Annotated in this window: 15 protein-coding genes; 4 read left to right on the forward strand and 11 right to left on the reverse strand. The window is 64.6% G+C overall.

Features of this window, described 5'->3' with window-relative positions; all coding sequences use genetic code 11:
* Nucleotides 1-6: 6 nt before the first annotated feature.
* Nucleotides 7-1266, forward strand: coding sequence for a ubiquinone biosynthesis hydroxylase (locus FJ953_RS26660; RefSeq protein ID WP_140563950.1), 1260 nt, complete (start codon nt 7-9; stop codon nt 1264-1266).
* A gap of 13 nt (nt 1267-1279) precedes the next feature.
* Here FJ953_RS26660 and FJ953_RS26665 read toward each other — a convergent pair whose 3' ends face one another.
* On the reverse strand, nt 1280-1636 hold the full coding sequence (locus tag FJ953_RS26665) for a YciI family protein (RefSeq protein WP_140492691.1): 357 nt from the start codon (nt 1634-1636) through the stop codon (nt 1280-1282).
* Nucleotides 1633-1860: a hypothetical protein gene (locus tag FJ953_RS26670; protein WP_140550699.1), complete on the reverse strand. Its 228-nt coding sequence runs from the start codon at nt 1858-1860 to the stop codon at nt 1633-1635. The genes FJ953_RS26665 and FJ953_RS26670 overlap by 4 nt, the downstream gene beginning before the upstream one ends.
* A 214-nt stretch (nt 1861-2074) precedes the next feature.
* Between FJ953_RS26670 and FJ953_RS26675 the strand changes: the two genes are divergently transcribed.
* A complete protein-coding gene (locus FJ953_RS26675; protein WP_140492697.1) occupies nt 2075-2500 on the forward strand; it encodes an OsmC family protein in 426 nt (141 codons plus the stop codon).
* 48 nt (nt 2501-2548) lie between these two features.
* On the opposite strand, the gene FJ953_RS26680 is transcribed toward FJ953_RS26675, so the two are convergent.
* The 5 genes from FJ953_RS26680 to sdhC form a co-directional block, all read right to left on the reverse strand.
* Nucleotides 2549-3175, reverse strand: coding sequence for a DUF480 domain-containing protein (locus tag FJ953_RS26680; protein WP_140559263.1), 627 nt, complete (start codon nt 3173-3175; stop codon nt 2549-2551).
* Between the two features lie 105 nt (nt 3176-3280).
* Nucleotides 3281-4060, reverse strand: coding sequence for a succinate dehydrogenase iron-sulfur subunit (locus FJ953_RS26685; protein WP_140518103.1), 780 nt, complete (start codon nt 4058-4060; stop codon nt 3281-3283).
* Nucleotides 4061-4099: 39 nt separating this feature from the next.
* Nucleotides 4100-5935 carry a succinate dehydrogenase flavoprotein subunit gene (gene sdhA / locus FJ953_RS26690; RefSeq protein ID WP_140518102.1) on the reverse strand — a complete coding sequence of 612 codons (1836 nt, stop codon included), beginning with the start codon at nt 5933-5935 and terminating at the stop codon, nt 4100-4102.
* Between the two features lie 4 nt (nt 5936-5939).
* The gene (sdhD, locus tag FJ953_RS26695) at nt 5940-6335 is read right to left on the reverse strand and encodes a succinate dehydrogenase, hydrophobic membrane anchor protein (protein ID WP_140518101.1); all 396 of its coding nucleotides are present in this window, start codon (nt 6333-6335) and stop codon (nt 5940-5942) included.
* A gap of 2 nt (nt 6336-6337) precedes the next feature.
* Nucleotides 6338-6757, reverse strand: a complete 420-nt coding sequence (gene sdhC / locus FJ953_RS26700; protein WP_140518100.1) for a succinate dehydrogenase, cytochrome b556 subunit — start codon at nt 6755-6757, stop codon at nt 6338-6340.
* Between the two features lie 443 nt (nt 6758-7200).
* On the opposite strand from sdhC, the gene FJ953_RS26705 reads away from it, so the two are divergent.
* Nucleotides 7201-7563, forward strand: coding sequence for a hypothetical protein (locus FJ953_RS26705; protein ID WP_140625412.1), 363 nt, complete (start codon nt 7201-7203; stop codon nt 7561-7563).
* On the opposite strand, the gene FJ953_RS26710 is transcribed toward FJ953_RS26705, so the two are convergent.
* On the reverse strand, nt 7547-8749 hold the full coding sequence (locus FJ953_RS26710; RefSeq protein WP_140559265.1) for a GGDEF domain-containing protein: 1203 nt from the start codon (nt 8747-8749) through the stop codon (nt 7547-7549). The genes FJ953_RS26705 and FJ953_RS26710 overlap by 17 nt on opposite strands.
* 189 nt (nt 8750-8938) lie before the next feature.
* Nucleotides 8939-10135 carry a GGDEF domain-containing protein gene (locus FJ953_RS26715; protein ID WP_140625413.1) on the reverse strand — a complete coding sequence of 399 codons (1197 nt, stop codon included), beginning with the start codon at nt 10133-10135 and terminating at the stop codon, nt 8939-8941.
* A 160-nt stretch (nt 10136-10295) separates the two neighbouring features.
* Here FJ953_RS26715 and FJ953_RS26720 point away from each other — a divergent pair, with 160 nt between their 5' ends.
* Nucleotides 10296-10610, forward strand: a complete 315-nt coding sequence (locus tag FJ953_RS26720; protein WP_140559267.1) for a hypothetical protein — start codon at nt 10296-10298, stop codon at nt 10608-10610.
* Nucleotides 10611-10698: 88 nt separating this feature from the next.
* On the opposite strand, the gene leuC is transcribed toward FJ953_RS26720, so the two are convergent.
* Both leuC and FJ953_RS31145 read right to left on the reverse strand, forming a co-directional pair.
* A complete protein-coding gene (gene leuC, locus FJ953_RS26725) occupies nt 10699-12108 on the reverse strand; it encodes a 3-isopropylmalate dehydratase large subunit (protein WP_140625414.1) in 1410 nt (469 codons plus the stop codon).
* 66 nt (nt 12109-12174) lie between these two features.
* Complete coding sequence (locus FJ953_RS31145; RefSeq protein WP_140492732.1) at nt 12175-12300, reverse strand: hypothetical protein; 126 nt, start codon at nt 12298-12300, stop codon at nt 12175-12177.
* Nucleotides 12301-12430: the final 130 nt, after the last annotated feature.

The following is a 12430-nucleotide window of genomic DNA, read 5'->3' on the forward strand; positions in this document are numbered from 1 at the left end:
AAGACCATGGAAGGCAAGGCAGAGGCGAAAACCAGGTCCGGGCTCGATGTTCTGGTCGCCGGCGCCGGCTATGTCGGCCTGGCTGCCGCCGTGTCGCTGAAACAGGCGCAACCGGAGCTTGCCGTGGCCCTGGTCGATGCCGCACCCCCCGGCTCCTGGCAAAGGGACGGGCGCGCCTCGGCCATTGCGGCGGCCGCCTGCCGCATGCTCGAGCGGCTCGGCGTCTGGGCCGAGATCGCGCCGGAAGCGCAGGCAATCACCGAGATGATCATCACCGATTCGCGTGCCGCCGATCCTGTGCGCCCGGTCTTCCTCACTTTCGACGGCGAGGTGGCGTCGGGCGAGCCCTTCGCACATATGGTGGCCAACCGGGTGCTGAACGGCGCCTTGCGCCGCAGCGCCGAAAAGCTCGGCGTCGACATCATCGAAGGCGTTGCCGTGCAAGGGTTCGAAACCAATGGTGCAGGCATCACCGTGCATTTAGCCGACGGCGCGACGCTGAAGGCGCGGCTGCTGGTCGCCGCCGACGGCGTCAATTCGAAGCTGCGTGACATGGCCGGCATCAAGACGGTGAAGTGGGAATACGGCCAGTCCGGCATCGTCTGCACCGTGGCACATGAACGGCCCCACAACGGCCGTGCCGAAGAGCATTTCCTGCCCGCCGGCCCCTTCGCCACGCTGCCGCTGAAGCCGGGCGCGGACGGCTCCAACCGCTCGTCGATCGTCTGGGTCGAGCGGTCGGAAGATGCTCAGACGCTGGTCGCCGGCGACGACCTCCTCTTCGAGCATGAGCTGGAACAGCGTTTCGGCCTCAAGCTTGGCGAGATCCGCGTCGCCGACAAGCCGCGCGCCTGGCCGCTGGGTCTTACCATCGCGCGCGCCTTCGTCGCGCCGCGCGTGGCGCTTGCCGGCGATGCCGCCCACGGCATCCATCCGATTGCCGGCCAGGGCCTCAATCTCGGCTTCAAGGATGTCGCCGCCCTGGCCGAGGTGATCGTCGAGGCCGACCGGCTGGGCCAGGATATCGGCGCGCTCGACGTGCTCGAGCGCTACCAGCAATGGCGTCGTTTCGACACGGTGCAGATGGGCGTCACGACAGATGTGCTGAACCGGCTGTTTTCCAACGACATCGGTCCGCTGCGCGCAGTGCGCGACATCGGCCTCGGCCTGGTCGAACGCATGCCGCGGCTGAAGGAATTCTTCATCCGCCAGGCGTCGGGGCTTTCAGCCGGCACGCCGCGCCTTTTGAAGGGCGAGGCGATCTGACCCGCCGCGCCATCTATGACCCGGGCACGTCATAGATCGCCCGGACCTCGATCGTGCCGAGTTCGGCCAGCGGAATGCCGCCGGCGATGTCCAGTGCCTCCTGGAGGTCCTTCGCCTCGATCATGACGAAGCCGAGCAACTGCTCCTTGGTTTCGGCGAACGGGCCGTCGGTGACCAGCCGCTTGCCCTTGCGACGGCGCACGGTCTTCGAGGTCTTCACCGATTGCAGCGCCTGCGCGACGATGAGCTTGCCTTGTTGGTCCAAGGACCGGTCATAGGCCAGCGAATCGGCGTCGAGCTTGGCCGATCCTTCCGGGGTGAGCGCGTAGAGGTCTTTCTCCTCACCATAGACCAGGCAGACATATTTCATTTCGCGCTCCCTTGCTGCGATGAATCATAGGATGCGGCGACGAGCGTGTCAGCCTTGCCTTCGACCGCTGCCGCATGGTCGAGAAGGCATGCCGCGACCGCGATGATGGCGACAGCCGCCAGCAGCCTGCGGACACCGGACGGCGGTGGCTCCAGCCAGAAGTCTTGCCGTCGTTGAGCCTTGCGGCCCGGGGTCTTCCATATTGCGAAAAACAGATTGTCCATGTGAACCTCCATCCGGCCACAATCCCGTGGTCGCCCGCAGGACGGCCGGGCCGAATGGAAGCCGACATTTTTGCACGCAGTTTTTTTTTCGAAAGGAATGAACCGTCATCACGCCGTGGTCCAAACAGCGCAGTGGTCTTCGCGCATGCCCGCGTTATAGTTGGCCGGACGCTGGGCTCACCTGGACAAGTTCACGACAACCAAGGAGGAATTCATGGACCGCACCGCAACCGCCGTCTGGAAGGGCAATCTGAAGGACGGCAAAGGCACGCTCGACAGCCAGAGCGGGACCCTGAACGGCACGCCCTATTCGTTCAAGGCACGCTTCGAGGACGAGAGCGGCAAATCCGGCACCAATCCGGAAGAGCTGATCGCGGCCGCGCACGCCGGCTGCTACGCCATGCAGCTGTCGCATTTCCTGGCCGAGAACGGCACCCCGGCAGCCGAACTCGACGCCAAGGCCGTGGTGACGCTGGTTCCCGGCACCGGCATCACGGGCAGCGCGATCACCCTTGTCGGCAAGGTGCCCGGCATCGACGCGGCGAAGTTCAAGGAATTGGCCGAGAAGGCCAAGGCCGAATGCCCTGTTTCCAAAGCGCTGGGCGCCATCAACGTATCGCTCGACGCCAGGCTCGGCTGAGACCCCGGCATCCCGGCGCGCATGGTCGCGCCGGACACGCCCGACCGCTCAGGCGCCCAGCGCGTCGAGCCGGGCGCGAAGGGCTGCGACTTCCTGCTCCAGCGCCTCCACTCTCGCTTCGAGGTCGGAAGCGGGCACGGCCGATGCAGTGCGCTGCGCCGACAGGGCGGCAACGTCAACCGGCCCGGCGAGGAGATGCACATAGCGGTCCTCGCGTTGGCCTGGACCGCGCGGGATTTCCTGAACGAGCGGCGGTCGACGGCCGATCAGCATATCGAGTTCACCGCGCAAATCCTCGATCGATGAAAACCTTGCCATGCGCTCGCTGCGTGCCAACAATTCATGCGCCGTCTGCGGCCCGCGCAGCAAAAGCAGACCGACCAAGGCGGTCTGAGGCGTGGTCAGCGAGAAGCGCTGCGCCATCTGGTGCTCGTAGCGCTCGACGCGGGAGCCGAACATCTGCCGCACCAGCCCCTTCTGCTCGAGCAGCTTTAGCGCCCGGTGCACCTCTGTCTGCTCCAGCGCCATGACGGGCTCGCGCGCCGTCTTCTGGTTGGCGGCGGCAAGCGCTGCGTTGAGGGTCAACGGATAGACGTCCGGCGTCAGCTCCTTCTTCTCGATGAGGCAGCCGAGCACACGCGCTTCGGGAGGAGACAGGATGGGGAGGTCCGTCATTGGATTGCAATCCTTTTTGAAGCTGGCAAGACAGCGCCCCTTTTGTCCTGCCGGAGAAAGGGGGCGCGAAGGATCGCTGCGTTCAAGATTGCCGCGAGCGAGCGCCTAAACCCTTCTCTCCACCATCATCTTCTTGATTTCCGCGATCGCCTTGGCCGGATTCAAGCCCTTGGGGCAGGTCTGCGCGCAGTTCATGATGGTGTGGCAGCGATAGAGCCGGAAGGGGTCCTCGAGATTGTCCAGCCGCTCGCCCGTGGCCTCGTCGCGGCTGTCGATCAGCCAGCGATACGCCTGCAGCAGGGTTGCCGGGCCGAGATAACGGTCGCCGTTCCACCAATAGCTCGGGCAAGAGGTCGAGCAGCAGGCGCACAATATGCATTCGTAGAGCCCGTCGAGCTTCTCACGCTCCTCATGGCTCTGCAGCCATTCCTTGGCGGGCTGCGGCGAGACCGTCTTCAGCCACGGTTCGATCGAGGCGTGCTGGGCGTAGAAATTGGTGAGGTCGGGCACCAGGTCCTTGATGACGGGCATATGCGGCAGCGGGTAGATCTTGACGGCGCCCGATATGTCGTCGCAGCCCTTGGTGCAGGCGAGCGTGTTGGAGCCGTCGATATTCATGGCGCAGGAGCCGCAGATGCCTTCCCGGCAGGAGCGGCGCAAGGTCAGCGTCGGGTCGATCTTGTTCTTGATCCAGAGCAGCGCATCCAGCACCATCGGCCCGCAATCGTCCATGTCGACGAAATACGTGTCCATGCGCGGGTTCTCGTCATCATCCGGCGACCAGCGGTAGATGCGGTATTCCCTGAGATTGGTCGCGCCTTCCGGCTTCGGCCAGGTCTTGCCCTGCTGGATCTTCGAGTTCTTGGGGAGCGTGAGTTCGACCATTACCTCAGGTCCTTTCGGATGACGCGGCTGGACGTCATTTCAATACACCCTGGCCTTGGGCGCGATCTTGGCGAGACTGATGCCGCCGTCCTTTTCGGCCAGCAGCGGTTCGGTGTGCACCGGACGGTAGGAGAGCGTCACCTCACCGGTCTCGCTCAGATGGGCGAGCGTGTGCTTGCGCCAGTTGGCGTCGTCGCGGGCGGAGAAATCCTCCCGCGCGTGCGCGCCACGGCTCTCCTTGCGCGCCTCGGCGCCGTAGACCGTGGTGATGGCGTTGGCCATCAGGTTTTCCAGCTCCAGCGTCTCCACCAGGTCGGAGTTCCAGATCATCGAGCGGTCGAAAACCTTTATGTCCTTGAGCTCGCCCCAGATCTGCGAAATGCGCTTGCAACCGTTCTCCAGCGATTCCTGCGTGCGGAACACCGCCGCGTCTTCCTGCATGGCGCGCTGCATCTTTTCGCGCAGAACCGCCGTCGGCGTCGAGCCGTTGGCGTGACGCAGCCGGTCGAAGCGGTCCATGATCTTGTCGACCGAGGCCTGGTTGGGCGACGGGATTGCCGATTTGCGGTCGATGACCTGGCCGGCACGGATCGCCGCCGCGCGGCCGAACACGACCAGGTCGATCAGCGAGTTCGATCCCAGCCGGTTGGCGCCGTGCACCGAGGCGCACCCGGCCTCGCCTACCGCCATCAAGCCGGGCGAGACCCGATCGGGATTAAGGATCGTCGGGTTGAGCACCTCGCCCCAGTAATTGGTCGGCACGCCGCCCATATTGTAGTGCACCGTCGGCAGCACCGGAATCGGCTCCTTGGTGAGGTCGACGCCGGCGAAGATCTTTGCCGATTCCGAGATGCCGGGCAGCCGCTCGTGCAGCACCGCCGGATCGAGATGATCGAGGTGCAGGAAGATATGGTCCTTGTTCTTGCCGACGCCGCGGCCCTCCCGGATTTCCAGCGTCATGCAGCGCGAGACGACATCGCGCGAGGCAAGGTCCTTGGCCGACGGCGCGTAGCGCTCCATGAACCGCTCGCCCTCGGAATTGACGAGATAGCCGCCCTCGCCGCGCGCGCCTTCGGTGATCAGGCAGCCGGCCCCGTAGATGCCGGTCGGGTGGAACTGCACGAACTCCATGTCCTGTAAAGGGAACCCCGCCCGCGCGGCCATGCCGCCGCCGTCGCCGGTGCAGGTGTGGGCCGACGTCGCCGAGAAATAAGCGCGGCCATAGCCGCCTGTCGCCAGCACAACCATCTTGGCCGAGAAACGGTGGATGGTGCCGTCGTCGAGATTCCAGGCGACGACGCCGGTGCATGTGCCGTCCGGCTCCATGATCAGGTCGAGCGCGAAATACTCGATGAAGAACTGCGCGTTGTTCTTCAGCGACTGGCCGTAGAGCGTGTGCAGGATGGCGTGGCCGGTGCGGTCGGCGGCGGCACAGGTGCGTTGCACGGGCGGGCCATCGCCGTAATTCATCATGTGGCCGCCGAACGGCCGCTGGTAGATCTTGCCCTCTTCCGTGCGCGAGAACGGCACGCCGTAATGCTCGAGTTCGTAGACGGCGGCCGGCGCTTCACGCACCAGATATTCCATGGCGTCGACATCGCCCAGCCAGTCCGAACCCTTGACGGTGTCGTACATGTGCCACTGCCAGGAGTCCGGGCCCATGTTGGAAAGCGAAGCGGCAATACCGCCCTGCGCCGCCACCGTGTGCGAGCGGGTCGGGAAAACCTTGGTGATGCAGGCGGTGCGCAGGCCCTGTTCGGCCATGCCCAGCGTAGCGCGCAGTCCCGCGCCCCCGGCACCGACGACCACGACGTCGAATTTGTGGTCGACATAGGTATAGCCTGCCGTATTGGCTTCTTTCGCGTCCTTGGCCAAAACGTCAGCCTCCGAATGCCAGTTTGAGCAGGGCGAAGAGCGAAGCCACGCCGACCGCTACGGTGAAGAAAGTGTTGAGGGCGATCAGCGCCAGCTTCATGCCTTCGCCATGCACGTAATCCTCGATGATCACCTGCATGCCGATCCGCATGTGATAAAGCGGCGAGATGAGCACAAGGGCCATCATCAGCGCCACGAGCGGGTTGGCGAGCGCTGCCCGCACCTCCGCATAACCGGCGCCGTTGAGCGCGACCAGGAACCCGGTGAAGAACAGGATCAGCGGGATGTTGGCGATTGCCGTGAGGCGCTGGCGCCAGAAATGCCCGGTGCCTTCGCGGGCGGACCCCAGGCCGCGGACTTTCGCCAGCGGCGTGCGCATGTCGGTCTTTCCAGTGCTCATGGTCAGGCTCCTCGCGCCATATAGCCGGCGATCCAGATCAGCAGCGTGAGCAGGACCGAGCCGGCCAGGGTCGCCCAGGCGATCTTGGAGGCGGTATGCTTTTCGAGACCGGCGCCGGTATCCCAGATCAGGTGGCGCACGCCGCCCAGCATGTGATGCATGAGCGCCCAGGTGTAGCCGAACAGGATCAGCCGTCCGAGCCAGGTTCCGAAGGCCCAGCTCACCCAATCGAAAGTGGCTTGCGAGCTCGCCGCCGCCATCAGCCATATCGCGACCAGGAGCGTGCCGAAATAGAGCGCGCCGCCGGTGATGCGATGGATGATCGACATCGTCATGGTGATCGGCGGCCGGTACACGCTGAGGTGCGGCGAAAGCGGCCGTTCACGTCTGGCGAATTCGCGGGTGGCTGGTGATTTGCTCATGGCTCCCCCAGTTCGGCGTTCCTGGAGCCTCAGGTGGAAATGCGGCATTGCCGCTTCCGGTTGCGACTTCGGACAGCCGGTTTCTAATGCTCTTTTTGCACCGCGTCAAAGCCAGAAAACCGTTTCGAAAACGTAATTTAGTCTGATTAAAAGGCAGGTCCGGGCTTCAATCGATTAGGCGTCGACGATGCCAAGCCGGCCCGTTCTCGCTGCGGTGCAGCATATATGTGGCGGGCGCGGGCTTCGGCTCAGCGGGTGCAGGTCAGCGGCGCGAGCCCGCTTTCATCACCAGCGCCTCGCGACCGTCGATCACGATCGCGTCATGTGCCTCGTTAACCATGTTTATCAAGACATGGGTGAGAACCGCGCCAGCCTCTTAACAAAGGTTAAGAAAAGGTTAATTTCCGAATCGAGGAGGCTTTGTCTCCAATATGGAGGACGCCATGCGTTCGAATTCGGGCAGATCGCGCCTTGCGGCGCTCACAGTGGCGGTATTGGCCGTCGGCTTCGCCGCGCCGGCGCTGGCGGACGGACGCCACCAGGATCGGGTCTACGCCGATTCCTTCGGCAATCTCGTCATCGACAGTGCCGCCGGCTACAAGCGCATCCTCGTCGGCGAAGGCAATCTCGCCAAGCAGCTGTCCGACTATACCAGCGCCGGCCAGCCCAAGGTGATCTACGAGAACGGCGCTGAGGAGATGTCGGGCTATGGCGACTGCTATCGGCCGCCGGTGTTCGTGAAGGGGCGCAGTTATATGTATGGCCTCTCCGACGGCGAAATGCCCGAGCTCAGCCCCTGCCGCTGAACAGCGCCACGGCCTCTGGCCTGGCTGGCCCGGCGGAAACGCGCACGCAGTCGCGCCCGGCATCCTTGGCCCGATAGAGCGCTTCATCGGCACGCCGCATCAGACCGGAAAAATGCTCGCCGGCACGAAGCTCGGCGACGCCGAAGCTTGCCGTGCAGCGATTGTCGGCGGGGAGCCCGTCGATGGGCAGCGTCCCGAAGGCGCTGCGCGCGCTTTCGGCGAACAGCCGCGCGGCGGCAAGGTTGGTGCCTGGCAGGATGATGGCGAACTCCTCGCCGCCTATACGACCGGCGACATGGTGGTCGGCCGCGGCCTCGCGCAGGAAGCGGGCAAAGGCCTCGATGACCCGGTCGCCCGAGGCATGGCCGTAATTGTCGTTGATGGACTTGAAGTGGTCGAGATCGGCGATGACCAGCGCGACTGGGACGCCCCGGCGCGCCGCGTCCCCCAGCGCCCTCTCGGCGTGATGCTCGAAGCCGCCGCGGTTGAGGAGCCGCGACAGCGTGTCCGTTTCCGATTTCGACGTCGCCTCGGCGAGCACGTCGCGCACCAGTATGGCCAGCGCCAGCAAGGCCAGCGCCACGCCGAACACGGTGCCGAGCGATTGCGATACCAGGGCATAGCTGGTCTGCAGATAGGATTGCGGGGCGGCGCCGCGGCCGCCAAGCGCATCGGCGATAAATGGCTTGCTGGCGAACTGCATGGCGCTGGCCGCCAGCACCGCCATCAGCATCCGATCGAGCCGGTCACGCCTTTGCCTGGACGACCAGACAATGCCGAACCCGGTAAGCTGCATGACGGCGTAGGGCAGTTGGTAGGCCATCTTGCTGACTAGGGACTGGCGCGGCAGATCCTGGGCGAAATAGACCGCGACAGACGCAACAGCCAGGATCAGGAGCATCGCCGACCAGGGCGGCGTCACGCCGTATCTATGCGCAAGCCCGCCGTTGAAGGCGATGGTGGCGCCAAGGAAAACGGCAAAGGCTGCGACGACCACCAGCCGCGCATTGTCGAAGGCGGGGATGCTGAATTCCACGACGAAATAGGCCATGCCCAGCACATAGCCGAACGCCAGCCAGCGTGCCGAGACGCGTCCGATGTCATAGACGGCAATCGCCATGAAGGCCGCCGCCAGCAGCCCGGCAACGAACAGATTGATGACAAGGATGAAGTCCGCGCCGCCCATGATTTCCCAAGCCCCTGACGGCAGCAAACCATCGACGGGCGAAAAAGAAGTTAACGTCAGGTCATATCGGAGGCTCGCGCACGCCTCGGGGATTGGCCGAACGATGTTTGCCATCGCCTTTCAGGGCGAAGCAAGGAACGAAGCGGTGCGGCGCGGTCCTGGATGGTGAAGACGTCAGGCCGATCGCCTTCAGCCGGCTTTGAGCGGCTCCGGCACGAACAGCGTTTCCGGCCGCTCATAGGACAGGCGCACGCTGTCGCGGCCGTTCTTCTTGGCCTTGTAGAGGGCCTCGTCGGCGCGGCGCATCAACGGCTCCAGCGCTTCGTCGCCGCTGCGCGCCGCCACGCCGAAACTGGCGGTGACCTTGGTCCCGGGCGGAAGTCCGTCGACGCCGCCGGCCGAGTAGGCCACGCGCACGGCCTCTGCGAGCAGCCGCGCGGCGGCAAGATCGGTCAAGGGCAGGAGCACCGCGAATTCCTCGCCGCCGATACGTCCGGCCTCACCGCGCGCACCGGCGGCGGCGCGAAGCTTGGCGGCGAAGTCGGCGATCACCCGGTCGCCCGCGGCATGCCCATGCAGGTCGTTGAGCGCCTTGAAGTGGTCGAGATCGGCCAGCACAAGGGCCACCGGCAATTTCGCCGCCGCGCAGCGTTGCAAGAGCAGTGCCGCCCGTTGCTCGAAGCCGCGCCGGTTGAGGAGGCGAGACAGCGGATCTGTGTAGGTTTCGACCTTCAACGCCTTCATCACGTCGAGCGCGGCGGCGGAGAACAGGCAAAGCGCGATCAGCAGCGACAGCAGCGCGTGCGACAGCAACGCCGTCGTCCAATAGGAGGATGTATAGAGCTCGTCATAAGTCGCGAAAGGCCCGTGCGCGACGATGACGGCAAGCGTGCGCACGAAGAAATTCAGCCCCGCGAGCAACGCCAGGACGAACAGGATCTTTTCCGTCGGGCCATTGCCACGCACCTTGCGCAATTCGGCGGCTGCGACCAGGCTGATGCCGCCGAGCGCGAAATTGATGACGAGGACCCGCCATGTCAGGTCCGGCTGGACGAACAGGAACCAGCAAAAGGCGGCCATGCCGCCGCTCGCCAAGACGCAAAGCCCGGCATAGGGCACTCGCCGGCCATGCCGCGCCACGATCGCGCCGGCCAGGCAGGATCCGGCAACGCAGAAGCATAGGTTGGAGAGCAGCTTCGACGGTGCCAGGCCAACGGGCAGCGTGAAATGCTGGAACAGGAACCCGGCCGCCGCAAGCGAATAGCTTACCGCCAGCACGGCCAGATAGGGACGGTGGCGCTGATAGAACCAAAGCACGAGGAACGCCGCGCCGAGGGCCAGCGCGATCGTCGGGTTTAACAACGCTATCAGCAGGCCGGTGTCCAAAAGACCGTGACTTCCCCTCGCTTGACGTCAGGGAAGACCTTAGGGCGCAAGCCCAAACAAGCGGTTAAGCGAAAGCGAATATGCGTCACGCGGGTGCGGAGCGTGACGTGGAACCGGCGCGCCGGACCTGCGTTTGTCCAGCGCAGAAGAGGAACCGATAATGGCCGATACAATCACCCTGACCGATCACGAGGCAATCCGTTCATGGGCCGCGTCACGCGCCGGCTTTCCGGCCATTGTCGACGTGTCGCCCGAAGCCGGCACGCAGGCGATGCTGCGGCTGGTGTTCGGCCAGCACGCCTATGAGGACGAAGACCAGCCGGAGCGTCCGATCAATGCCGGAGGTTATGAGCTGGTCGAGTGGGACGAATGGTTCAAACTCTTCGATGAACGCAGGCTGGCCCTGGTGGTCGCCGCCGAAGAGCCCGGGCGCCGCGAGCAGTTCCACGAGATCATCCGCCGCGACGACCGGTGAAGCTCCAAACATGCTCTGAACGCTCAAGCAGAAGGCCCGAATCGCATCGCGATTCGGGCCCTTGCGTTTCGATCGAACCAGCCGCGATTTACTTCCAGTCGCGAATGTCGACGAAGTGGCCGGCGATCGCCGCCGCCGCAGCCATGGCCGGCGACACCAGATGGGTGCGCCCCTTGAAGCCCTGCCGGCCCTCGAAATTGCGGTTCGAGGTCGAGGCGCAGCGCTCATGCGGCTTCAGCCGGTCGTCGTTCATGGCAAGGCACATCGAGCAGCCCGGCTCGCGCCAGTCGAAGCCGGCGGCGAGGAAGATCTTGTCCAGCCCTTCGGCCTCGGCCTGTTCCTTGACCAGGCCGGAGCCCGGCACGATCATGGCGTTGACGCGCGGATTGACTTTTCTGCCCTCGACCACCTTGGCGGCGGCCCGCAGATCCTCGATGCGACCGTTGGTGCAGGAGCCGATGAAGACACGGTCGAGGGCGATGTCGGTGATCTTCGTTCCCGGCGTCAGGCCCATATAGTCGAGCGCACGCTGCTTTGAGGTGCGCTTGTTTTCGTCGGTGATGTCTTCCGGGTTCGGCACCATGCCTTGCACCGAAACCACGTCCTCCGGGGAGGAGCCCCAGGAGACGATCGGCGGCAGTTTGGCCGCATCGAGCACGATCACCTTGTCGAAATGCGCGCCTTCGTCGGATTGCAGCGTCTTCCAGTAGGCGAGCGCGGCGTCCCAGGCGGCGCCCTTGGGCGCGCGCGGCTTGTCCTTGACATAGGCGAAGGTCGTCTCGTCAGGTGCGATCAGGCCGGCGCGCGCGCCGCCCTCGATCGACATGTTGCAGATCGTCATGCGGCCTTCCATCGACAGCGAGCGGATCGCCTCGCCGGCATATTCGATGACATAGCCGGTGCCGCCGGCTGTGCCGATCTCCCCGATGATGGCGAGGATGATGTCCTTGGCGGTGACGCCTTCCGGCAACTGGCCGTCGACGCGCACCAGCATGTTCTTGGCCTTACGCTGGATCAGCGTCTGCGTCGCCAGCACGTGCTCGACCTCCGACGTGCCGATGCCGTGCGCCAGCGCGCCGAAGGCGCCGTGGGTGGAGGTGTGGCTGTCGCCGCAGACGATGGTCATGCCGGGCAAGGTGAAACCCTGCTCCGGCCCGATGATGTGGACGATGCCCTGGCGGATGTCGTTCTCGGAATAATATTCGACGCCGAAATCCTTGGCGTTCTTGGCCAGAGCCTCGACCTGGATGCGGCTTTCCTCGTTCTTGATGCCGAACTTGCGCTCGGGCGAGGTCGAGACGTTGTGGTCGACCACGGCCAGCGTCTTTTCGGGATGACGGACTTTGCGGCCACTCATGCGCAGGCCCTCGAAGGCCTGCGGGCTGGTCACCTCATGGACGAGGTGGCGGTCGATATAGAGCAGGCAGGTGCCGTCGTCCTGGCGGTCGACGACGTGGTCGTCGAAAATCTTGTCATAGAGGGTGCGCGGTGCGCTCATGTGCGTAAATCCGTCGATATGAGAAAGGGAAGGGCAGACGCCGAGATGTCAGGCGAAACGAGTTGATCAGTCGGCCCGCGTAAGTCGGCTGGTCGGCGCGCCGCAGACACGCGCGGAGAAGCGCGACGGCAGGCGTTTTCTGTCCTGCAGCACGAACCCCTTGTAGGCCGGATCGCCAAAAAGCTCTTCCATGCGCCAGCTCATATCAATGTTTGCCGATTTCGGCAATTGCAGTGGGCCGCAAGTGTCGTAAGCAGATGAGTTGTCCGGATTAGGTAGCACGTGAGTTGTCCGGTTTTATCGCCAGCGGATGGAGGCTGGG

The organism is Mesorhizobium sp. B2-3-6, assembly GCF_006442305.1.
In the GTDB taxonomy this organism is placed as follows: Bacteria; Pseudomonadota; Alphaproteobacteria; order Rhizobiales; family Rhizobiaceae; genus Mesorhizobium.

Bases quoted from the DNA above. Each gene is read 5' to 3' on its own strand.
- FJ953_RS26675 (WP_140492697.1), top strand. From the start codon at position 2,075: ATGGACCGCACCGCAACCGCCGTCTGGAAGGGCAATCTGAAGGACGGC.
- FJ953_RS26660 (WP_140563950.1), top strand. From the start codon at position 7: ATGGAAGGCAAGGCAGAGGCGAAAACCAGGTCCGGGCTCGATGTTCTG.
- FJ953_RS26685 (WP_140518103.1), bottom strand. From the start codon at position 4,060: ATGGTCGAACTCACGCTCCCCAAGAACTCGAAGATCCAGCAGGGCAAG.
- leuC (WP_140625414.1), bottom strand. From the start codon at position 12,108: ATGAGCGCACCGCGCACCCTCTATGACAAGATTTTCGACGACCACGTC.
- sdhC (WP_140518100.1), bottom strand. From the start codon at position 6,757: ATGAGCAAATCACCAGCCACCCGCGAATTCGCCAGACGTGAACGGCCG.
- FJ953_RS26670 (WP_140550699.1), bottom strand. From the start codon at position 1,860: ATGGACAATCTGTTTTTCGCAATATGGAAGACCCCGGGCCGCAAGGCT.
- FJ953_RS26720 (WP_140559267.1), top strand. From the start codon at position 10,296: ATGGCCGATACAATCACCCTGACCGATCACGAGGCAATCCGTTCATGG.
- FJ953_RS31145 (WP_140492732.1), bottom strand. From the start codon at position 12,300: ATGGAAGAGCTTTTTGGCGATCCGGCCTACAAGGGGTTCGTGCTGCAG.
- FJ953_RS26680 (WP_140559263.1), bottom strand. From the start codon at position 3,175: ATGACGGACCTCCCCATCCTGTCTCCTCCCGAAGCGCGTGTGCTCGGC.
- FJ953_RS26665 (WP_140492691.1), bottom strand. From the start codon at position 1,636: ATGAAATATGTCTGCCTGGTCTATGGTGAGGAGAAAGACCTCTACGCG.
- FJ953_RS26710 (WP_140559265.1), bottom strand. From the start codon at position 8,749: ATGGGCGGCGCGGACTTCATCCTTGTCATCAATCTGTTCGTTGCCGGG.
- sdhD (WP_140518101.1), bottom strand. From the start codon at position 6,335: ATGAGCACTGGAAAGACCGACATGCGCACGCCGCTGGCGAAAGTCCGC.
- FJ953_RS26705 (WP_140625412.1), top strand. From the start codon at position 7,201: ATGCGTTCGAATTCGGGCAGATCGCGCCTTGCGGCGCTCACAGTGGCG.